Source organism: Halomonas ventosae (genome assembly GCF_004363555.1).
Taxonomy (GTDB): Bacteria; Pseudomonadota; Gammaproteobacteria; order Pseudomonadales; family Halomonadaceae; genus Halomonas; species Halomonas ventosae.
This window is the reverse complement of the sequence record NZ_SNZJ01000004.1, coordinates 18,855-40,011: the sequence shown is the minus strand read 5'-3', so window position 1 is coordinate 40,011 and position 21,157 is coordinate 18,855. Positions and strand designations below refer to the sequence as shown.

The window sequence follows — 21,157 nt, the reverse complement described above, 5'->3', positions numbered from 1 at the left end:
GAAACCGGCCCCGCGAAGGGAGCCGGCTCGGTGATATCCAAGGGTAAGGGAGCCTTCCCCAAGGTATGACGCAAGGGCTTCAGATTAACCCAGCAGCGACAGTACGGACTGCGGCACCTGGTTGGCCTGGGCGAGGACGGAAGTACCGGCCTGCTGCAGGATCTGGGCGCGGGTCATGTTGGCCACTTCCACTGCGTAGTCGGCATCCTCGATGCGCGAACGGGCGGCGGAGAGGTTGGTCTCGGTGGTGCTGAGGTTGGTGATTGCTGACTCGAAACGGTTCTGGATCGCGCCGAGGTCGGAGCGCAGGCTGTCGACCTGACTGAGAGCACTATCGAGTGATTTCAGCGGGTCAACAGTCAGATCTTCGCCCTTAGTAGCGGCTCCGCCAGTAGTGATGGTTGCCAAGTTATAAGTGCCATCACCGTTGTCAATCATGTACTCGCCGGTGCCGTTGCCATCAGCATCGTTGATTTCAGTAAGGTCAGCATCGTTAAGAGCAGAAGTGTCTAGTGCAGTTACAGTTGCAACAACGCTGTCTACAGGGCCGCTCTCAGTATCGATGGTGGAAGAGTCAATGGCAGATGATGTGTCGAATGTTAATGAACTCGCATCTGTGGTAACAAGTGAATAGTAGTTACCGTTGTCAGCAAGTACTGCATAACCACTTCCGTCGGATTTTTCATAAATATCAGAAGTTGATGCGCTGGCTCCAGTTGTGCCACCAGATTCGGTTAAAGTGCCGAGATCGCTGACATTAAATTTTACATCTGCCGAGCTGCCATCAGAAACAGTAGATCCAAAATTGTCTGAAAGGACGGTGCGGTTGGTCACATCCAGACTATCCAGCTTTAGTGTGTCGGAAGTGATCTTCTGGAGGTTGACATTGATGGTCTCGCCGTCATTAGCGCCAACCTGGATCTTCAGCTCTTGGTTGCTGGCGAGAACCTTCGTGCCGTTGAAGTCGGTCTCTTCAGAAATACGGTCGATTTCACCAAGGCGCTGCTGGATTTCTGCCTGGATAGACTTCAGATCTTCTTGGCTGTTGGTACCGTTCTGGGCCTGAACGGAGAGTTCGCGGATACGCTGGAGGTTGTCGTTGACCTGGTTGAGGGCGCCTTCGGCAGTCTGGGCGACGGAGATGCCGTCGTTGGCGTTGCGTTGTGCCTGGCCGAGGCCGGTGATCTGGGCGCTCATGCGGTTGGCGATGGCCTGACCGGCCGCATCATCCTTGGCGCTGTTGATACGCAGGCCCGAGGAGAGACGCTCCATGGAAGTCTGCAGGGCGTTCTGAGACTTCATCAGGTTCTGCTGACCGATCAGCGACGTGATGTTGGTGTTGATGACTGACATGGCGGTGTCCTTTCGGTTCGTTGAAGGCTCTGAATGGTGGGGCGGCACCGATGCCATGCGTGGCTGCCGCTCCTCCATAACGGCCCCGGGCCGTTACCCTGTTTAACGGCCGAATCGGCCGGGACTTTAGCCTCGCCAGGAAAAAATCGTTGCCTTCGGTCAAGCCACCAGCCCGGCGGCCCTGAGCGCACGGTCGGTGTGCTCGCTAAGGGTGGCCAGGGTCGTGAGCCTCGCGCCCAGCTCCTCCTCGGACTCGTCGCGGCTGGCCAGCTCCAGCTCATGGGCGGCATCGGCCAGCGCCCGGCAGCCCAGCGAGGCGGAGGCGCTCTTCAGGGAGTGGGCCTCACGGGCCAGGGCTTCCCGCTCGCCTTCGGCGAGCAGCTCCTGAAGGCGCTCGCGGCGAGCGGGCAGGCGCTGCAGGTAGGTCTCCAGCAGTCCCTCCAGGGCGTCCTCCTCCAGGGTTTCGCGCAGCTCTTCGCAGGTGGCCGGGTCCAGCACCTCGCTCTCCAGGGCGCTGTGGTCTTCGGCATGCGGTGGTGGCGAGTCCTCCTGCTCGGTATCGGAGGCGGCGCCGAGGGTGGCGTGCTGCAGCAGGATGCGGCGCAGGTCGGCGCGGGTGAAGGGCTTGCTGATGATACCGTCCATGCCCACGGTCAGGCAGCGCTCGCGATCCTCCGGCATGACGTTGGCGGTCATGGCGATGATCGGCAGGCGCGGCCCGCTCTCGCGGCTGCGCCAGCGGCGGGTGGTCTCCAGGCCGTCCAGCTGCGGCATCTGCATGTCCATCAGCACCAGGTCGTAGCGCCCTCCGGCCAGGGCCTTCAAGGCCTCGTCGCCATCGGCCGCGACGGTGACCGACTGGCCCAGGCGCTCGAGCATGGTGCGCGCCAGGGTCTGGTTGATCTCGTTGTCCTCCACCACCAGCACGCGGCCATGCAGCAGGCTCGCTTCGTTGCCATGGGTGTCGTCCATCGCCTCGGCCTCTGGCAACGGCAGCTCGAACCAGAAGCGGCTGCCATGGCCGGGCCGGCTGTGTACACCGATCTCCCCGCCCATGGCATGCACCAGGCGCTGGCAGATGGCAAGCCCGAGGCCTGTGCCGGTGTGGCGGCGGGAGATGGAGCTATCCACCTGGGTGAAGGGCGCGAAGAGGTTGGCCTGGGCGGCCGGCTCGATGCCCACCCCGGTGTCCACCACCTCGAAGCGCAGCACATCGGGCTGCGGGGTAGGGGCAACCGAGAGGCTAATCGCCCCCTCGCTGGTGAACTTGAAGGCGTTGTTGAGCAGGTTCATCAGGATCTGGCGCAGGCGGTGCACGTCACCCACCACGTGCCGGGGCGTATCCGGCGTTCGCTGGCAGTGGAAGGTGATACGGGTGGTATTGCGCAGGGTGTAGCCCCGGCCGAGCTGGTCCATGAAGGCGTGCAGGTCGAAGGGGCGGCGATCGAGGTCCAGCGAGCCGGCCTCGATCTTGGAGTAGTCGAGTACGTCGTTGATCACCGCCTGCAGGGCGTTGGCGCTCTCCTTGAGGGTATCGACATAACCCAGGGCGCGGTTGCTCATGGTCTCGTCGGTAAGCAGGTCGGCGATGCCCACCACACCGTTGAGCGGGGTACGGATCTCGTGGCTCATCACCGCCATGAACTCCGACTTGGCGCGGCTGGCCGCCTCGGCCTGCTGGAGGGCGGCCTTGAGCTCCTGGCCGCGGCTGGCCAACTGGTCGGCGCGACGGTGACTCTCGCGGCTCTCGCGGATCAGGGTGACCACCAGCATCAGGCCGGAGGCGAGCACCAGCACCACCAGCACCAGGGTCAGGGCATACAGGCGGGTGAGGGTCTGGCGCTCCTCGGCACGCATCATCGAGACGTGGGCATTGGTATCGAGCAGCAGCTGCTCGGTGAGCCGCTGCAGCGTCTCCACCTCGCGGCGGCGCGCCTCGCGCCACTCCGGGGTCAGCAGGCTGGGGTCCGCGCGCAGCGCAGTAATGTGGGGATCCAGCGCCTCCACGCGGGCCTGTACACGATCCAGATCCTCGGCGGGCACCGGGGCGTGGCGGATCGCCTCGGCGATGTTGCCGCGGTCGAACAGCCGGCTGCGGCTGATCAGGATCTCGTGCCGGGTGAGCAGTGGGGCGGGGTCGGCGGCGTTGACCTCGCCGAGGGCGATGCGCACCTCGCGCACCTCGCGGTCGAACTGGTAGGCGGCCCAGATCAGGTTCTCGAGCATGCGGTGCTCGAGGGACTGCTGGCGATGGTAGGTGGCGCCACCGGTGAACAGTGCTGAGAGCAGAAACACCACTGCCGCGAAGGCGGCGATACGAAAGCGAAGCGAACGCGGCAGGCGCAGTCTCATGATGAGGACCTCGTGTCCCGGTGGTTGATGCCGGCGGCGTGTCCCGTGCCGTCGGGGCCCCTGGGGCCAGGCTCAGCGTACGTCGATATGGCTCACCTGCCACACGGAGTGATTCAGCACGCGCTCGTTGAGCAGCTCGGGATTGTCATCGAAGGGGTAGATGATGAACAGCGGCCCGTGATCGCGGATGCGCAGCGGGGCACCATCGATGGCCATGGCGAAGATCACGTCGTGCTGGTGGAGGTCGCTGACCGGCAGGGTGGCGGCGTAGCCGTTGAGGGCGGTGACGCGCAGGGCCTCGCCCCGGGCGCCCACGACCTCGAGCAGGGTCCGGCCCAGCGGGCCCTCGAAGCGCCGCTTGCCGTCGTGCCAGGGGGTGTCGGTCACGGTGAGGTGCCAGGGCAGCTCGCGCAGCATCTGGCGGTCGAAGTGCACCTCGTTGCCCACGTTGGGGTGGGTGACCGCGCCGGTGACGGTGAGCAGGGTCGGCCCCTGCGGCACCGGCAGGTGGGCGGCGAGGCTTGTCGCGGGGGCGACGATGAGCAGGGCGAGCAGCTGGAGCAGGAAGCGGGTGGGAAAGCGCATGGTGACAATGCCGTCGGGTTGGTTCGAAAAGTGGCCAGAGGCCTATAACCACTTATCGGCAAAGTCATCCGCATCTGTAGGGCGACCGTAGTAGAAGCCCTGGGCCTGATCGCAGCCCAGTTCGCACAGCAGCTCGACGTGTTCGCGCCGCTCGACCCCTTCGGCCACGGTCTTCATCCCCAGGGCGCGTGCCATGGCGATGATGGTGGAGACGATCGCCCGGTCATGGCTGCTGTCGAGCATGTCGTGGACGAAGGTCATGTCGATCTTCAGGGTGTCGGCGGCGAAGCGCTTGAGGTAGTTGAGCGACGAGTAGCCGGTGCCGAAGTCGTCGATGGCCAGGCTGAAGCCGACGCCCTGGAGTTCGCGGGTGATGCGGATGGCCTGCTGGGGCGTGCGCATCAGCGCCGTCTCGGTGATCTCGAAGCCGAGCTGACGCGGCAGGATGCCGTTGGAAAGCCTCAGCAGCTGGTTGGTCAGCTGGGGGTTGTCGAGCTGCTGTGCCGAGAGGTTGATGGAGAGGCGTCCGGGAAAGTGGCGCTCCTGGGCCTCCCACTGCTTCAGCTGGCGACAGGCGCTGCGCACCACCTGATGGCCCAGCTGGTTGATCAGGCCACGCTCCTCGGCCAGGGGGATGAACTCGCCCGGGCTGACCCAGCCCCACTCCTCGTCGTGCCAGCGACACAGCGCCTCGGCGCCGGTCAGGGTGCCGCTGGCAAGATCCACCTGGGGTTGGAAGTGTAGTGTCAGTTGCTGGTTACGCAGTGCCCGGGTCAGGCGGGCCTGGAGGGCTTCCTTGCGCTGCAGTGCACGGGCCATGGCGTCATCGAAGACGCGGCGATGACGGCGCGCCTGCTTGGCATGGTTGAGCGCGATGCCGCTGGCCTGCAGCAGCTGACTGGCGTCGGGGGCGTGGTAGGGGAAGCTGGCGGCGCCGATGCACACCACCATCTTGAAGTGACGGCCCTCGAGGGCGATCGGCTCCTCCATCGCCGCCTGATAGCGGCGCATGGCGCCGGAAAGCTCGCCATTGGCATGCCCGGGGAGCAGCACGCTGAACTCGTCACCGCTCAGGCGTGCGATCCGCTCGTCGCCTTCGGCCACATGCCGCAGGCGCTCGGCGCAGGCGGCCAGTAGTCGATCACCGATTTCATGGCCGTGCAGGTCGTTGATCTCCTTGAAGCGCTGGATGTCCAGGTGCAGCAGGCTCAGCGGCTGATTGGCCTGGCGTGCCTCGTCGCAGGCCTGCTCCAGCAGGGTCATGAAGTGCCGCCGGTTGGGCAGTCCGGTCACGCTGTCCCACAGGGTCTGCCGGTCGGCGCGCTGGCGGGCCAGCTCGGCGCCGGCCTGAAGAGCAACAAGAGGCATGATCTCTTTGGCTAATGCCGGCAGCTGAAGCGGGCGATTGTGCATGAGTGCCATCAGGCCTATCAGCCCGCCACCGGGCGCCAGGATGGGAATGCCGTAATAGCCCTGTGCATTCAGTCTTGCCAGCAGGCGGTCCTCGGGAAACAGCGAGCACACCCCTTCGGGATAATGGCAGGCTTCCTGGCTCAGGACCCTTTCGGAGGCAGTTCCTGCCAGTGCGTAGGTGAAGGGGTCTTTGGGTCCCGTCGCTGACCAGCAGGCGAGAGTGAGCGCCTGGCGAGTCGTTGCCTCTATTTCAGCGATCAGGGCGTGGTCGACGTCGAGGATGGATGCCAGGCGTTTCAGCATTGGTGTGAAGCTGCGTGTGCTCCCGGCCTCCTGGAAACCAGCGACTAGCTGCCTGAGGGCCTCTTCCATGGTAGTGCTGAGGGATGTCTCCTTGATGCCTGGTGTTGCCGCTGCTGTCCGCGTTGCCGATTCGCTATGCATGCTCCCTCGTCAGAATCCGGGTTGTCCTCTTCAGGCGTGCTACAGGTGAACCACGACTTCGACTCTGCGATTGCGTGCACGCCCTTCTGCAGAAGCGTTATCGGCCAATGGGCGAGTATCTGAATAGCCGATGGCACGAAGGCGCTCAATGGCGATGCCGGCCTGCCGCAGCTGGTGCACGATCGCCAGCGCGCGTGCCGTCGAGAGCTCCCAGTTGGAGGGGAAGCGCGATGTGCGAATGGGCTGGCTGTCGGTGTGTCCCTCCACCGATACGGTGCCCTCGTAGCGCTGGAGGATGTCCACCAGGCGCTCCACCACCTCGGTGCCGGCTTCGGTCAGCTCGTCGGAGGCGCTGCGAAACAGCAGGCGGTCCTGGATGCGCAGGTTGAGACCCTCGGCCACACGGGTCACCTCGATGCCCTCGAGGCTTGGCAGCCGGCGAATCTCGTCGCGGCGGGCCTCGACCATCTCGGCGATTCGCCGCGCCTGCGCGACGGCGGTGGGCGAGAGACGTCGGCTGTTGGCGGGCGGCGACTCGGCAAGCACCACGGCGACCCGCTCCTCGGCCATGCTGTGCGGGGTCAGGGTGTTCTGCAGCTCTATCGGCAGCGGGGTCTTTGCCTCCGTCGCTGTAGGGGCCTTGCGAGATGCGACGATCCGCCGGGCAATCAGGGCCCCCAGCTCCGGTGGCTTCCAGCGAGGCTGCGCCAGCAGCGTGGGAGGCACGGTGGGGCGCTGGGGCGTGTGTGCCGCCAACTGCGTGGCGGCGTCGATTGCCTTGGGGGCAATCCGCGGCGGCTCGGGAGGTGCTTCCCGCGGCGTGGCGATGGCCACGGCCGCCGCCATGGCGTCGTCCGCAAGGCTTGCTGCCTCTACCGTCGCCGCTCCCGAGGCGTGAGGTTCGGCTCTGAGTCGAGTGGCTCCCTGGCTGACCAGCAGCAGCGCGAAGAGCGCCACCATCAGCGTCATCATGTCCAGGTAGCTCACCATCCAGCCGACGGGGCTCTCGCCGCCCGGGTCATCGGCGAGGATCTGGGCATGGCGCTGCGGCCCCCGAGCGTGCCGTTCAGGCATTCGGTGACTCCGCGGGAGTATGGGCCGGTTCTCGCTCGGGCTTGGTGGTCAGTGGCCGGCGCGAGAGTCCGTCGGGCGCGTCGCTCAGCTCATCGCTATGGTCGACGATGAACGCCCGCAGCGTCTCCTCGATGAAGGCCGGCAGGCGGCGGCGCGACATCATCGAGATGCCCTCGAGGATCATGTTCATCAGGATCAGGCGTTCCTCGGTGCGTCGCTCCAGCTTCACCGCGATGGGCTTGAGGATCAGGTTGGCGAGCACGATGCCGTAGAAGGTGCTGAGCAGGGCAGTGGCCATGTGCCCGCCGATGACACCGATATCGCTGGTATCCAGAGTGGCCAGCATGTTCACCAGCCCGACCAGGGTGCCCAGCATGCCGAAGGCTGGGGCGTAGAGGGCCAGGGTGCGGAAGATCTGCGCCTCGGCCCGCTCGCGTGCCTTGAGTCGGGCGATGCGCCAGTGGAGCAGGTCGAGGATCTCGTGCTCGGGGGTGTTGGCGATCAGCAGCTCCACCCCGGTGCGCAGGAAGGGGTTGGGGACGGAGGCCAGCATGCGTTCCACGCCGCGCACGTCTCCCGAGCACCACAGGCGGGCCAGGTGGACGAGGTCCTGGATGTCTTGCTCCGCCTGGCTGTGCTCGTGGCGAAAGATCAGCGCGACCAGGCGGGTGACGCGCACCACCTCGCGCAGCGGGTAGCTGATGAAGCCAGCGGCCAGGGTGCCGACCAGCACGATGACCAGGCCGGGCAGGTTGAGGAAGGTGGCCGCCGGGTCGACGCTCAGGATGAGGACGCCGGCCAGCAGCAGCAGGCTGGCGGCGATACCGATCAGGGTGGATGGATTCATCGCTGGGTACCGCTCAAGTTGGAGTGTATGGAGCCGATAGAGTATTCGGAGCCTTCCACGCGTCTGCTCGGAGGGCGTTTCGGGTTTACGAAAGGAAGTTGTGCCATGTCCCATCCCCTCTCGAACGTGTCGTCCTCGACATTACCGGCCTCCCTGGCCGAGCTGACGCCGCGTCAGCGCATGGAAGTGGTACTCAAGCAGCTGCCGGCGGCGGGGTCGGCACAGGCCGAAGCCGCCAAACGTGCCCCCGCGGTGGCAGCGGAGTCGCTGGTGGAGCCCCTGCAACGCATCAACTCGGTGATGCGCCAGTATGGGGTCCAGTTTCATATCGAGAAGCCATCCTCGCCGCCGGTAGTGCGGGTCACCGATCAGGAGACCGGAGAGGTGATTCGCCAGATTCCCGCCGAGGAGACGCTGCGCCTGGCCGAGCGCCTGGAGGAGGTGCGCGGCATCCTCTTCTCCTCCAGCGCCTGAATGCCTACACCTGCATGTTCATGATGTCGCGGTAGGCCGAGACCAGCTTGTTGCGTACCTGCACGCCCATCTCGAATGCCACGCTGGCCTTCTGCATGTCGACCACGACATCGTTGAGGGCCACGCCCGGCTTGCCGGCCTGGAAGTCCATGGACTGGGTGCGCGCCGTCTGCTGTAGCGCATTGATGCGCTCAATCGATGCCTGGAGCTCGCTGGCGAAGCCGCCCTGGACCGTATCGGAGCGGTCGAGGCGGGGTACGGTGCTCGCCTGGGTGGCCAGGCTCTGCATCTGCTGCAGCGCCGACTGGATACCTTCCGTGCTCACGTTTCCTCTCCCCACGGGGCGCCTGGCGGCGTTGGCCGGGCGCGGTTCTCTGGATGTGAGCCAAGGCTAGCAGCCACTCGCAACCGGGTATGCCGGCAAATGCGCCATAAATCGTGGCGTTATTTCCCCTTTGCTCAAGATGACGCCAGGGATAATGGCAGCCATCAAAGCTTTGCCTGTCGTTCGGGCAGTGATCGAGATTCGAGACGAGGCGTGGATGAGCGAAGGGGCTTCGGCCAGTCAGCCGCAACACAAGGAGGCGTCGAGCGGTCAGTCGGCGTGGCAGCGCGTGCAGGCTCAGCTGCGCGGCAGCACCCTGGTGCCGCTGCTGGTGCTCGGCGCCGCGGTGCTGGCGGTGGTGGTGGTCCTGCTGCTGTGGGCACAAAGCCCTGATTACCGAGTTCTCTACAGCAACCTGGAGGAGGCCGACGGTGGCCAGGTAATCAATGAGCTGCAGACCCGTGGCGTGCCCTACCAGATCAGCGATGGCGGTCGCGCCATCCTGGTGCCGAGTGACCAGGTGCATCAGCTGCGTCTGCAGTTGGCCGAGCAGGGGCTGCCGCGTGGCGGAAACCTCGGCTTCGAGCTGATGGACAACCAGGCCTTCGGGATCAGCCAGTTCGCCGAGCAGGTGAACTTCCAGCGCAGCCTGGAGGGGGAGTTGACACGCTCCATCGAGTCGTTGGGGCCGGTGATGCGGGCGCGTGTCCATCTCTCCATGGCGCGCCAGTCGGTGTTTGTTCGCGAGCGGGAGGCGGCCAAGGCATCGGTGGTGGTCCACCTGCAACCGGGCCGGCAGCTGGGTGAGGGGCAGGTGGATGCCATCGTGCACATGGTGGCCAGCAGCGTGCCCGAGCTGGCGGCGGAGAATGTCACGGTCGTCGACGAGGGAGGCCGTCTGCTCTCTCGCCAGGGTGGCGCCGGTGACGATGTGGTGGATGGTTCCCGCCTGAGCTATGTGCGGGAGATCGAGCGAGCCTACCAGGAGCGCATCGAACGCATCCTGGTACCCATCTACGGGCGGCAAAACGTCAAGGCCCAGGTCACCGCCGAGGTGGACTTCACGCGCCGGGAGGAAACCTCCGAGCGCTATGCGCCTAACCAGGCCCCCGGCTCGGCGAGCGTGCGCAGCCTGCAGGACAGTACGGACCTCGCCGGTGACGAGGCCTGGGTCGGGGGCGTGCCCGGGGCCTTGAGCAATACGCCGCCGGGTGTGGCCGCCTCGCCCATCGAGTTTCCCGGCACGGAGGAGGATGAAGCGGAGCCCGAGGAGGGCGAGACGCAGGAAGAGACAAGCGGTCCCACGCGCTTCAACCAGAATCGTGTCGTCAACTATGAGGTCGATCGCACCGTCGCCCATGTCACCCACCAGTTCGGCGAGGTGGAGCGGCTTTCCGTGGCCGTGGTGGTCAACTACCGCGAGGTGCCGGGAGAAGAAGGCGGCGACAGCGAGGTGGTACCGCTGCCGGCGGAGGAGCTGGATCAGGTGCAGCGCCTGGTGCGCCAGGCCATGGGGTTCTCTCCAACTCGGGGCGATCAGCTGGAGGTGGTCAACAGTCCCTTCGTGCTGGACGAAAGCGCCCAGCCGCTGGCCTGGTGGGAAACGGCCGAGGTCTATCACCTGCTGATGAGATTCGCCCGCTATCTGCTGGTGATCCTGGCGGCGGTACTGCTGTACTGGCTGCTGCTGCGTCCGCTGCTCAAGCGCCATCTGGCGGGTAGCGAGCCCGTGCAGCGGGGTAGTCGAGTGAACGTGACTGTCGGCGAGGATGACGCAGAGATTGGTGATGATGCCGAGTCGCAAGAGGCGGCCCGTGAGGCCGCCAGCGAGGAGGCCCGGCGTGAAGAGGAGGCAGCGCGCCGTGCGGCACGCGAGCGTCGCCGGCGGGCCTCCCCCTATGCCGAACAGCTCGAGGAACTGCATCACCTGGTGGCCGACGACCCGCGGCTGGTGGCAATGGTGCTGCGCAGCTGGTTGAAGAAGGATGAGCATGAAGAGCCAGATCACGATCAACCGCAAAGGTGACGGTGCGCGCCGGGCGGCGATGCTCATGCTGTCGCTGCCCGACGATGGGGCGGCCGAGGTCTTCAAGCACCTCTCACCGGGAGAGATCCAGCGCATCAGCCAGATGATGACCCAGATGGATCACATCGATGCCATGGAGATGAAGGCCATGCTGGATACCTTCTTCAAGGAGTCCGAGGCGCTGGGGGCGGTCAACCTCAATGCGGATACCGAGCACCTGCGCAACGTGCTCGGCAAGGCGCTGGGCGATGAGCGGGCCTCGAGCCTGCTCGAGGACATCATGGATTCCCATGGGCCCAGCTCGGGGCTGGATGCCCTGAACCTGATGGATGCCTCCGCCGTGGCCGAGCTGATCCGCGATGAGCATCCCCAGATCATCGCCACCATCCTGGTTCACCTGGAGCGTCCCCAGGCGGCACGCGTGCTGGAGCAGTTCAGCGATGAGCTGCGCGATGACGTGGTGCTGAGGATCGCGACCTTCAGCGGCGTGCAACCGGCGGCGTTGCAGGAGTTGACCGAGGTGCTCAATCGCATGCTGGCCGGCCAGCACCTCAAGCGCAGCAAGATGGGCGGCGTGAAGACCACCGCCGAGATCCTCAACCTGATGAATGCCTCGCTCGAGGAGATGGTGATCGAGTCGGTGCGGGCCCACAGCGACGACCTGGCCCAGGACATCGTCGACGAGATGTTCCTGTTCGAGAACCTGCTCGACATCGACGACCAGGGTATCCAACTGCTGATGCGGGAGGTGGACAACAACTCCCTGGTGGTGGCCCTCAAGGGTGCTCCCGAGACGGTGCTGGACAAGTTCACCCGCAACATGTCGCAGCGAGCTGCCGCGCTGCTGCGTGAGGACATCGATGCGCGGGGGCCGATGCGCCTCTCCCAGGTCGAGGCGGAGCAGAAGGCGATCGTGCAGATCGCCCGGCGGATGCTGGATGGCGGCGAGATCATGATGAACACCAGCGAGGAGACCTATGTCTGAGCGGGCCCATGGCAGCGCCTGGCGACGCTGGGAGATGGAGGCGCTCAGCCTGCCCGAGCGCCGCCGTGCCCAGGCGGAAGCCGAGATCCAGGCTCGCGATGCGGCGCGCCAGGCGCAAGCCGATGAGCATCTGCGCCAGGCGCGGGAGCGGGCCCTGGCGGAGGAGCAGGAGCAGGCACGCCGGGCCGGCTACGAGGCCGGTTTTGCCCAAGGGCAGGAAGAAGGGCACCGAGAGGGCATGGCCCAGGGGCTGGCGGAAGCTCGCGAAACAGCCCACAAGGAACTTGAGAGAGAGCTCAGGGAGGCCCTCTCGCCGGTGGCCGACCTGGCAGATAGCTTCCGGCAGGCCCTGGCGCGGCTTGACGAGGAGGTCGCCAACCGTCTGGTGACCCTGGCACTCACCGTGGGGCGCAAGCTCGCCGGCGAGGCGCTTCAGGCATCACCGGAGCAGGTGCTGGAGAGCGTCAGAGCCCTGCTGCATGCCGAGCCCGAGCCGCTGGGTCATCCGCGCCTGTGGCTGCACCCCGAAGACCTGGGGCTGGTAGAGGAGGTGCTGGGCGCCGAGCTTGAGGCCGCCGGCTGGACGCTGCAGCCCGATGATGCGATCTCGCGGGGTGGCTGCCGGGTGACCAGTCGGAGCGGCGAGCTCGACGCCACCCTGGAGACCCGCTGGGAGTCGATCCGTGCGCAGGTCCGCGGGCGTTCCAGCGCAGTAAACACCAGTAACGGAGCGGGCGATGAGCGCGGCTGAGCACATCGAGCAGTGGCAGCTCGCCCTCGACCGTGTCGGCGAGCGGGTCGAACGGCTGTCCAGCTTCCGGGGTTCCGGGCGCATCGTGCGGGCGACCGGCATGGTACTGGAAGCCGTGGGGCTGCGGTTGCCGCTGGGCAGCGCCTGTCGTATCGAGCTCAACGAGCCGGGGCAGACGGAGACCGCCGAGGCCGAGGTGGTGGGGTTCTCCGGCGAGCGTGTCTACCTGATGCCGCTGGGGCAGCTGCATGGCCTGGTGCCCGGAGCGCGGGTCTTCCCACTCGGCGAGGGGCGGGCCAGCGCCCGTCGCTTTCCGGTGGGCGAGGCGCTGCTTGGGCGCGTGGTGGACGGCAACGGCCGCCCCCTGGATGGGCTTGGTGAGCTCGACGAGGGCCAGCACGCGCCGCTCGCTTCTCCGCCGGTCAATCCGCTGCGGCGGGCGCCGATCGCCGCGCCGATCGATGTGGGGATCCGGGCCATCAATGCGCTGCTGAGCGTCGGTCGCGGGCAGCGCATGGGGCTATTCGCCGGTTCCGGCGTGGGTAAATCGGTATTGCTGGGCATGATGGCACGCTTCACCCGCGCGGATGTCATCGTGGTGGGGTTGATCGGCGAGCGTGGGCGAGAGGTCCAGGACTTCATCGACAATATCCTGGGTGAGGAGGGGCGCCGACGTGCCGTGGTGGTGGCGGCCCCCGCGGATACCTCGCCGCTGCAGCGCCTGCAGGGTGCCGCCTATGCCACACGGCTGGCCGAGCACTTCCGTGACGCTGGCCGCAACGTGCTGCTGATCATGGATTCCCTGACCCGTTACGCCATGGCCCAGCGCGAGATCGCCCTGGCCATCGGCGAGCCGCCGGCCACCAAGGGGTATCCGCCTTCGGTCTTCGCCAAGCTGCCGGCCCTGGTGGAGCGGGCCGGCAACGGGGAGTACGGCAGCGGCTCGATCACGGCGTTCTACACCGTGCTGACCGAGGGCGACGACCAGCAGGACCCTATCGCCGACTCGGCGCGCGCGATCCTCGATGGGCATGTGGTGCTGTCCCGCTCGCTGGCCGAGTCTGGCCACTATCCCGCCATCGATATCGAGGCGTCGATCAGCCGAGCCATGAACGCGGTGGTGGATGACCGTCAGCAGCAGATGGCGCAGCGTTTCAAGCAGCTGTTCGCGCGCTATCAGCGTAATCGGGACCTGATCAGCGTGGGGGCGTACAGCCCGGGACATGATGCCCTGCTCGATCAGGCCGTTCAGGCATATCCGCGCCTCGAGGCCTTCCTTCAGCAGGGCATGAACGATGTGTCGGACCTTGATGGGGCCCGTCGTCAGTTGGCAGAGCTGTTCGGGGGGAATGCATGAGTCATACCGCCAAGACGCCGCTGGATACCTTGACCGAGCTCGCCCGTGAGGCGCGTGACAAGGCGGCCATCGAGCTGGGGCGCGACCAGCGCAGCGAACAGCAGGTGGCGGCGCAGGTCGAGGCCTTGGCGCAGTACCGAGATGAATACGCGCGGCGCCTCCAGGAGGCGATGCGCGATGGCATGACCACCACGCGCCTCTACAACTATCAGCAGTTCATGATCTCGCTGGACGATGCCTGGTGCCGCGCCCAGCGGGTGCTGGACGAACAGCGTGGCCGGGTGCAGGCAAGTCGTGAGCAGTGGCAACAGCAGCAGCGGCAGCTGTCCAGCTACGACACCCTGGCGCAACGTCGCGCCAATGAACTCTCCATCCAACAGGAGCGTCGCGAGCGTCGTCAGCACGACGAGATCGCGATGCAAACCGTGCTGCGTGCCCGCGGGGCACACTCCGAGGGTTAATGCCGTGATCAAGCTTACTCCCCTGGCACAGATGCTCTCTGCTAACCCGGGAAAGGTGGCGGGCCAGCCCGCCCGAGGCGAGGCCTCGGGTAGCTTCGCCGAGGTGTTCCAGCAGCTGCGTCCCCTGGGCGGGGCGGCCGGTGAACAGGCAGCCGAGCCGCCGTTGCAGAGACTCGCGGGGCGGCTCGCCGCCTTGCCGACCACTTCCGCCGTCGACATGTCGGCGACCCCGACGGGACATCCGATGCTCGACCCCGGTTCAGTGGCTGATTCGCTGGATGAGCCGGCCCTGGAAACCGATTGGGCTCCCGAGTCGCTGATGCCGCTCCCGGCTCCCGAACAGGGGGGGCCGACCGGTGTCACCGAGGATATCCGCCACCTGGCGTCGATGAAGAATCTGGCCGAGCAGAACGCGGGCACCGAGGCTGCTCAGGCGGGGTTCCAGGTAGCTGTGGCCTCAGGACTGGCTGGTGAGCTCGGTGGTGCCTCAGCGACCAAGGCGCTGCATGACACTCAGAAGACCTCGGCTGCTGGTGGTCTTCCCAATAGCTTGCAAGCGCCCGGCTCCGATGCCGCTCCGCTGCTGAACCAGCTGCTCGAGCATCGCCAAATGGCGGAAGGGATGTCGGTCCCGAGGGGGGAGCGTGTCGATGCCGTACCATCATCGGTGGCGTCGCTCGCCAGCGGCGTATCGCCTGAGGCATCGCCGCTGCGTTCATTCGAAGCGATCGTATCGGCACAGTCATCGGCTGGGGTCGGGACGGAAGGGGCGACGACATCGGCTTCACCCCTTATGGGTGCCCAGTCCAGCGCACTCCATTCATCGTCTCCCGCCGCGGGAGCTCCCCAGCCTGCCGGCGGGTGGTTGTCCGCCACGGTGGCTAGCCCCGAATGGGAGCAGCAGCTGGGACAGCAGGTGGTACAGATGACGCGGCATGGCCAGCAGAGCATGGAGCTCTCTCTGCATCCGGCCGAGCTCGGCCCTCTCACCGTCAGCTTGAAAGTGGCGGAGCAGGGGGCTCAGGCACATTTCCTGGCGGCCAATGCCCAGGTGCGCCAGGCGCTTGAGATGGCGCTGCCCCAGCTGCGAGAGGCCCTGGCCGAGCAGGGCATCCAGCTCGGGGAGGCAAGCGTCGGTGAGCAGGGCCAGGCGTTTGCCGGGCAGCAGGAGCACCATCCTGGCCGGGCAGGTATCGCCAGTGCGGGGTCGGCAGGCGGCTCCGCTGAGTCCGGTATGGAGCCGCTAGCCCAGCCCACCACAGTGGTTCGCCTTGACGGCAAGGTTGACCTCTACGCATAGCCAGCAGGAGGAAGTGCCAATCTGCTGGGTCGGGACGGGCGCATCCTGTGTCAGGCCCCTGACCAGTGCCGAAGGGCCCGGTCCGGGACAAAGGAGCAAGAAAGCCTCAATACACGGCGCTGTTCACGCCTTGCTGCCAGGGCGCCACACCACATACTGGCAGCCATCTGATCTTCACTGTTGAGTCGAGTCGACGAGCGAATGGCAAAGAACAAGGGAAGCTCCCGCAAGGGGCTGATGCTGGTGGTCCTGCTGCTGGTGCTGGCGCTGGGCGCCGGGGGCGCCAACCTCTATGTGCTGTGGAGCCAGTCGGGCAAGACCCAGGCTTCGGAGCCTGAGGAAGGGCCGGCAACCGAGCAGGTACCGGCACCGCCGCACTATGTGGCCCTGGAGCCCTTCACCGTGAACCTCCAGAGCTCGCAGTACGACGATCGGCTCCTTTATGTCGTGATCACCCTGGGGGTCGCAGGCGAACAGAGCAGGCAGCAGATCGAGGACTACCGGCCGCTGCTGAGGAGTCGCCTGCTGATGCTGCTGGGTGAGCAAGAGGACGAGGCGCTGCTGGCCAGCGGCGGGCGCCAGGCGCTGGCGGAGAAGGTCCTGGCACTGTTCGACGAGCCTTTCAATGAGCGCCTGGCCGCCACCCAGGTGAAAGAAGTCCTGTTCACCGAGTTTGTCATCCAGTGATGGTGCAGCCAGTAGGGTAATCATGGCCGAAGACGATCTGCTGTCGCAGGAAGAAATCGATGCTCTGCTGCGCGATGTGGTGGAGCAGCGCGTCAGCTCGCCGGCACCGCCGCCTCGGCCGCGGAGTCGCATACGTCCCTATGACCCGGCAACGCAGCACCGTGTCATCCGCGAGCGCCTCCACGCGCTGGACATCATCAATGAGCGATTTGCGCGCAACTTCCGGATGAGCTTGTTCAACCTGATTCGGCGGACTGCCGATATCGGGGTGGTGGATTCGGCGCGCTACCTGAGCTACGGCGAGTTTTCCAGCCAGGTCCAGGTGCCCACCAATATCAACCTGATCTCCATGCAGCCGCTGCGCGGTACCGGGCTCGTGATGTTTCCCCCCGAGCTGGTGTACATGGTGGTCGAGAACATGTTCGGCGGGGACGGTCGTTTCCTGTCGCGAACCGATGGGCGTGAGTTCACCACGACCGAGCAGCGAATCATCCAACGGCTGCTGAAGCTGGCGATGGAGGCCTATCAGGAGGCCTGGCAAGCCGTGTACCCCATCCAGGTGGGTTATCTGCGCTCGGAGGTGCAGGTCAAGTTTGCCAGCATCACCACCTCGCCCACCGAAGTGGTGGTGGCCAATACCTTCCATATGGAAGTGGGGAGTCTGTCGAGCAACTTCCAGATCGTGATGCCCTACTCGATGCTGGAACCGCTGCATGACCTCCTGACCAACCCCATGGCCGACTCGCGGGGCGAAAGCGACAAGAGCTGGTCGCAACGGCTCGCGAGAGAGCTGCACCGCCCCGAGGTCGAGCTGGCTGCGGATTTCGCCTCGCTGCCGCTGCGCCTGGACGAGGTGCTGTCACTCAAGGTGGGCGATGTACTGCCGCTGGAGTTGCCCGACACCGTGATGGCGCGTGTGGATGAAGTGCCGGTGATGGAGTGCGACTACGGCAGTCTCGATGAACAACGTGCGCTCAGGGTCCTGCGGCTGCTGGATCATGATGCCGATGGCAAGAGCGAGGAATCTTGATGACAGATCGACGCGATGCTGAGCAGTCAGCGGATGAGCAGGAGTCCCAACCGTTGCCCGATGACGATCAGGCCACCGGGGCATCGGAGCCCGATCCCTGGGAAGACGCGGTAGCCGAGGAGGACGCGGCCAGCGCGCGCATTGGGGGAGGGCAGGTGTTCCGTCCCTTGCAGCGTGATGCCGCCAAGGGAGCGGTCCGTGATCTGGACATGATCATGGACATTCCGGTCAGGCTGACGGTGGAGCTGGGTCGGACCCGGGTCACCATCAAACAGCTGCTGGAACTGGCACAGGGGTCCGTGATCGAGCTCGACGGCCTGGCAGGCGAGCCGATGGATATCCTGATCAACGACTACCTGATCGCTCAGGGCGAGGTCGTGGTGGTGGATGACCGGTACGGCATTCGTATCACCGAGATCATCACGCCCTCGGAACGCGTGCAGAAGTTGAACCGGTGACGGCCATGACGTCTGTGGAGGAGCCCGCATCCAACGCCGCCCTCGCTGGCGGCGATGCGCTGATGGGCATGGCGGCGCTGGGCAAGGTTGCCATGGCGTTGGCGGTGATCGTGGGCATCATCTTTCTTTGCCGCCTGGTGCTGTTACGGCTTGGCGCCGGTCGCAATGCCCAGGGGGCGGTCAAGGTGGTGGCCGCGACCCCGGTGGGGAGTCGTGAGCGAGTGGTGGTGGTGGAGGTGCAGGACCGCTGGTTGGTGCTGGGCGTCGGCAACGGCCGGGTGTCCCACCTCGAGTCGCTCCCTTCGCCGCCGCTGGCCGATGGCTCGGCGGTCTCAACGTCCGAGCCGTCGGGATTTGCGCAGCGCCTGGCGAGTGCCTTGGGCCGGCAGGCCCCCGGGGGGCGACAGTGAGGGCATCCAGTCGACTGCTCCTGGGGCTCTGTCTTGCCGTGCTGATGGTGTCTCCAGCACTGGCCCAGGAGATTCCGGGGCTGGTCTCGCGACCGCTGGAGGACGGTGGCCAGCAGTGGTCGCTCTCCTTGCAGACGCTGCTCTTCCTGAGCTCATTGGCCTTCCTGCCGGCGGCCGTGCTGATGATGACCAGCTTCACCCGCATCATCATCGTGCTGAGCCTGCTGAGAACGGCCATCGGAACTCAGTCGACCCCGCCCAACCAGGTACTCCTGGGGCTGGCGCTGTTCCTGACCTTCTTCATCATGGCGCCGGTCCTGGGGGAGGTCTACGAAACGGCCTGGGTACCCCTTAGTGCCGACGAGCTCGACTTCAGCGAGTTTCTGCCGCTCGCCAGCCAGCCGTTTCGCGAGTTCATGCTGGCACAGACGCGTGAACCGGATCTTGCCATGTTTGCCGGTCTTGCCGACGTGGGCCCCTTCCAGGGCCCCGAGGACGTGCCCTTCCGTGTGTTGTTGCCGGCCTTCGTGACCAGTGAACTCAAGACGGCATTCCAGATTGGCTTCATGCTCTTCATCCCGTTCCTGATCATCGACCTGGTGGTGGCAAGCGTGCTGATGGCGCTGGGCATGATGATGGTGCCCCCGGCCACGATTTCCCTGCCGTTCAAGCTGATGCTGTTCGTTCTGGTAGATGGCTGGCAGCTGATCATCGGCTCGATGGCCGAGAGTTTCTACGTCTAGCAGGAGGTGGCCATGACGCCGGAAATGGTGATGGGGTTGGCGTATCAGGGGATGCAGGTATCCCTGTGGCTGGCGGGCCCTCTGCTGCTGGTCGCCCTCGGCTCGGGGTTGCTGGTCAGCCTGTTTCAGGCGGCCACCCAGATCAACGAGATGACGCTCTCCTTCATTCCCAAGATCCTGGCCGTCTTCGCCGTGCTGGTCCTGACGGGGCCGTGGCTCTTGAAGCGGATCCTGGACTTCACCCGAGAGATCTTCACCGGATTTCCGGCGATGATCATGTGAGCGTGCCATGGTGGAGGTAAGCTTCGCCCAGCTGCATGGCTGGCTGGTGGCCTTGCTGTGGCCAATGGTACGCGTCACCGGCCTGCTGCTGGCTGGTCCGCTATGGGGGCACTCCAGCGTGCCGAACCAGGTGAAGGTGCTGTTTGCCCTCCTGCTTGCCGTGGTCATCGCGCCCGGCCTTCCTCCCATGCCAGAAGTGCCCATCGTCTCCTGGGCGGGCCTGGGGATCATGATCGAGCAGCTGCTGATCGGCGTAGCCATGGGGCTGGTGATGCGAGTGACACTGGTGGTGGTGCAGGCCGCGGGGGAGTTCATCGGACTCTCGATGGGGCTGGCGTTCGCGACATTCTTCTCGCCGGACACGGGCACCAATACCATGGTGCTGTCACGCTTCCTGTACATGCTGACGCTGCTCATGTTCCTGGCGTTCAATGGCCATTTGATGGTTCTTGAGGTCCTGGCCAAGAGCTTTCAGGTGCTGCCGGTCGGCGCTCATGGGCTGAACCCCGATGGCTTCGAGCTTCTGGTGCGCTATGGCGGGACGATCTTCGTGGCCGGCATGCTGCTCGCGTTACCGGTTGTGGGTGCCCTGCTCATCATCAGCCTCTCTCTGGGGGTGCTGAACCGCTCCGCCCCTCAACTGACCGTCTTCAATATTGGCTTTCCCACCTCTCTGACGGTGGGCCTGCTGCTGCTGACCGTGCTGATGACCGATCTAGGCGCCTTCCTGCAGCGGGTCTTCAGTCAAGGCATCGCCACGCTGGAGCAGCTGCTGATGGCGCTGGCCGGTTGAGCCAGGCAATGCCAGCAAAAAAAAGGGCGCCACCAGGGCGCCCAAAGCGGTCACAGGGAGGGACCGGAACGATGAAAGTCACATGTAGTTGAAGAGCGACATCTTCTGAACATCGACAAAGGAGCGCTGGGCGGCCTGCAGCCCTACCTGACGGAGGCTGTACTCGGCGGCAGCCTCGACGTAATCGAGGTCGATCAGGTCCGACAGCGTCCGCTCGTAGTTCAAGGTACGGTTGCCGCCGATGGTATCCAGAGAGTCGAGCTCATTGAGGCGCGCGCCTACCGACGCCCTGCGGGTCAGCAACGTATCCAGGCTGGTGTCGAGATCGCGTAACGTGGCATCGATGGCGCCGCGTGCAGCGTCGCGCTCAGCAGGGGTATCCCGCGGAGCCTCCATGGCAGTGACGAAACCTTGCATGGTGTCGAACATCTGGCCGAACAGCGCCTCGCCCGATTCGCCCACCTGCATGTGGCGCGAGCTGTCGACGCGCTGCTCCCTCACGAGCTCATCTCCCTGGTAGGCGATGGCGCCGGTGGCATCGCGGGTAAAGGGGGGCGAGTCGTCACGGTAGCCACCAAACAGGTAGCTGCCGTTGCCGTCTGTTGCGTTGGCCTGACCCAGCATGGTTTCCAGGATGCCCTTCAGCTCACTCGTCAGCGAGGCGCGATCCGCGGGACTGAGGGTGTCGCTTGCCGCCTGAACGGCCAGGGTACGAGCACGGACCACAGCGTTGGTCATGCTTTCCAGCGCCCCCTCGGTCTGCCCCAGGCTGTTGCGGACACTGATCCGGGCATCGCTGAACTGCTCGTTCACGGCCATGGACTGCGACACACCCACGGCGCGCGACGCCGCCTGAGGATCATCCGAGGGCCGGACGACGCGACGCCCGGTGGCGAACTGATCCCCCACCTTGAGGAATTCGCTTTGTTGGCGATTCAGGTTGGCGACGTTCTGCTCGAACATGGCCACGCTGCTGACACGCATCATGATGGTCTCTCTATTCGTGA

22 protein-coding genes are annotated in these 21,157 nt (G+C 65.5%); 14 read left to right on the top strand and 8 right to left on the bottom strand.

The genetic code is table 11. The features are described from left to right. Nucleotides 1-84: 84 nt before the first annotated feature. From DFP85_RS04245 to DFP85_RS04220, 6 genes are all read right to left on the bottom strand, one after another. On the bottom strand, nt 85-1,353 hold the full coding sequence (locus tag DFP85_RS04245; protein WP_133635077.1) for a FliC/FljB family flagellin: 1,269 nt from the start codon (nt 1,351-1,353) through the stop codon (nt 85-87). 159 nt (nt 1,354-1,512) lie between these two features. After that, nucleotides 1,513-3,705, bottom strand: coding sequence for an ATP-binding protein (locus DFP85_RS04240; RefSeq protein ID WP_133635076.1), 2,193 nt, complete (start codon nt 3,703-3,705; stop codon nt 1,513-1,515). 72 nt (nt 3,706-3,777) lie between these two features. Then, on the bottom strand, nt 3,778-4,290 hold the full coding sequence (locus DFP85_RS04235; protein WP_243737201.1) for a putative pterin-binding protein: 513 nt from the start codon (nt 4,288-4,290) through the stop codon (nt 3,778-3,780). A gap of 42 nt (nt 4,291-4,332) precedes the next feature. Beyond that, complete coding sequence (locus DFP85_RS04230) at nt 4,333-5,658, bottom strand: putative bifunctional diguanylate cyclase/phosphodiesterase (protein WP_166644595.1); 1,326 nt, start codon at nt 5,656-5,658, stop codon at nt 4,333-4,335. Nucleotides 5,659-6,186: 528 nt separating this feature from the next. Then, on the bottom strand, nt 6,187-7,221 hold the full coding sequence (locus DFP85_RS04225) for an OmpA family protein (protein WP_133635074.1): 1,035 nt from the start codon (nt 7,219-7,221) through the stop codon (nt 6,187-6,189). Next, complete coding sequence (locus DFP85_RS04220; protein WP_133635073.1) at nt 7,214-8,068, bottom strand: motility protein A; 855 nt, start codon at nt 8,066-8,068, stop codon at nt 7,214-7,216. The genes DFP85_RS04225 and DFP85_RS04220 overlap by 8 nt, the downstream gene beginning before the upstream one ends. Before the next feature lie 105 nt (nt 8,069-8,173). Here DFP85_RS04220 and DFP85_RS04215 point away from each other — a divergent pair, with 105 nt between their 5' ends. Beyond that, nucleotides 8,174-8,542 (top strand): flagellar protein FlaG, encoded by a 369-nt coding sequence (locus DFP85_RS04215; RefSeq protein WP_133635072.1) that lies wholly within the window; start codon nt 8,174-8,176, stop codon nt 8,540-8,542. Between the two features lie 4 nt (nt 8,543-8,546). Here DFP85_RS04215 and fliE read toward each other — a convergent pair whose 3' ends face one another. Further along, nucleotides 8,547-8,867, bottom strand: coding sequence for a flagellar hook-basal body complex protein FliE (gene fliE / locus DFP85_RS04210; protein ID WP_133635071.1), 321 nt, complete (start codon nt 8,865-8,867; stop codon nt 8,547-8,549). Nucleotides 8,868-9,084: 217 nt separating this feature from the next. Between fliE and fliF the strand changes: the two genes are divergently transcribed. The 13 genes from fliF (at nt 9,085) to fliR (ending at nt 20,150) form a co-directional block, all read left to right on the top strand. Then, a complete protein-coding gene (gene fliF / locus DFP85_RS04205; protein ID WP_133635070.1) occupies nt 9,085-10,893 on the top strand; it encodes a flagellar basal-body MS-ring/collar protein FliF in 1,809 nt (602 codons plus the stop codon). Then, nucleotides 10,859-11,878, top strand: coding sequence for a flagellar motor switch protein FliG (gene fliG / locus DFP85_RS04200; RefSeq protein WP_133635069.1), 1,020 nt, complete (start codon nt 10,859-10,861; stop codon nt 11,876-11,878). Before fliF ends, fliG begins: the two co-directional genes overlap by 35 nt. Further along, nucleotides 11,871-12,629, top strand: a complete 759-nt coding sequence (gene fliH, locus DFP85_RS04195; protein WP_133635068.1) for a flagellar assembly protein FliH — start codon at nt 11,871-11,873, stop codon at nt 12,627-12,629. Before fliG ends, fliH begins: the two co-directional genes overlap by 8 nt. Next, nucleotides 12,616-13,986: a flagellar protein export ATPase FliI gene (gene fliI / locus DFP85_RS04190; RefSeq protein ID WP_133635067.1), complete on the top strand. Its 1,371-nt coding sequence runs from the start codon at nt 12,616-12,618 to the stop codon at nt 13,984-13,986. Before fliH ends, fliI begins: the two co-directional genes overlap by 14 nt. Then, nucleotides 13,983-14,447, top strand: coding sequence for a flagellar export protein FliJ (fliJ, locus tag DFP85_RS04185; RefSeq protein WP_133635066.1), 465 nt, complete (start codon nt 13,983-13,985; stop codon nt 14,445-14,447). Before fliI ends, fliJ begins: the two co-directional genes overlap by 4 nt. 4 nt (nt 14,448-14,451) lie before the next feature. Then, entirely contained in the window at nt 14,452-15,747 is a 1,296-nt protein-coding gene (locus DFP85_RS04180; RefSeq protein WP_208108446.1) for a flagellar hook-length control protein FliK, read from the top strand. A 201-nt stretch (nt 15,748-15,948) separates the two neighbouring features. Next, nucleotides 15,949-16,434, top strand: coding sequence for a flagellar basal body-associated protein FliL (gene fliL, locus DFP85_RS04175; RefSeq protein WP_133635065.1), 486 nt, complete (start codon nt 15,949-15,951; stop codon nt 16,432-16,434). Between the two features lie 22 nt (nt 16,435-16,456). After that, the gene (gene fliM, locus DFP85_RS04170; protein WP_133635064.1) at nt 16,457-17,464 is read left to right on the top strand and encodes a flagellar motor switch protein FliM; all 1,008 of its coding nucleotides are present in this window, start codon (nt 16,457-16,459) and stop codon (nt 17,462-17,464) included. Further along, complete coding sequence (gene fliN, locus DFP85_RS04165) at nt 17,464-17,922, top strand: flagellar motor switch protein FliN (RefSeq protein WP_133635063.1); 459 nt, start codon at nt 17,464-17,466, stop codon at nt 17,920-17,922. Before fliM ends, fliN begins: the two co-directional genes overlap by 1 nt. A 5-nt stretch (nt 17,923-17,927) precedes the next feature. After that, on the top strand, nt 17,928-18,332 hold the full coding sequence (fliO, locus tag DFP85_RS04160) for a flagellar biosynthetic protein FliO (RefSeq protein WP_133635062.1): 405 nt from the start codon (nt 17,928-17,930) through the stop codon (nt 18,330-18,332). A gap of 44 nt (nt 18,333-18,376) precedes the next feature. Then, the gene (fliP, locus tag DFP85_RS04155) at nt 18,377-19,075 is read left to right on the top strand and encodes a flagellar type III secretion system pore protein FliP (protein ID WP_133635252.1); all 699 of its coding nucleotides are present in this window, start codon (nt 18,377-18,379) and stop codon (nt 19,073-19,075) included. Between the two features lie 12 nt (nt 19,076-19,087). Then, complete coding sequence (fliQ, locus tag DFP85_RS04150) at nt 19,088-19,357, top strand: flagellar biosynthesis protein FliQ (protein ID WP_132043779.1); 270 nt, start codon at nt 19,088-19,090, stop codon at nt 19,355-19,357. Nucleotides 19,358-19,364: 7 nt separating this feature from the next. Next, nucleotides 19,365-20,150 carry a flagellar biosynthetic protein FliR gene (gene fliR, locus DFP85_RS04145; RefSeq protein WP_133635061.1) on the top strand — a complete coding sequence of 262 codons (786 nt, stop codon included), beginning with the start codon at nt 19,365-19,367 and terminating at the stop codon, nt 20,148-20,150. A 78-nt stretch (nt 20,151-20,228) separates the two neighbouring features. On the opposite strand, the gene flgL is transcribed toward fliR, so the two are convergent. After that, the gene (gene flgL, locus DFP85_RS04140) at nt 20,229-21,137 is read right to left on the bottom strand and encodes a flagellar hook-associated protein FlgL (RefSeq protein ID WP_424955076.1); all 909 of its coding nucleotides are present in this window, start codon (nt 21,135-21,137) and stop codon (nt 20,229-20,231) included. Nucleotides 21,138-21,157: the final 20 nt, after the last annotated feature.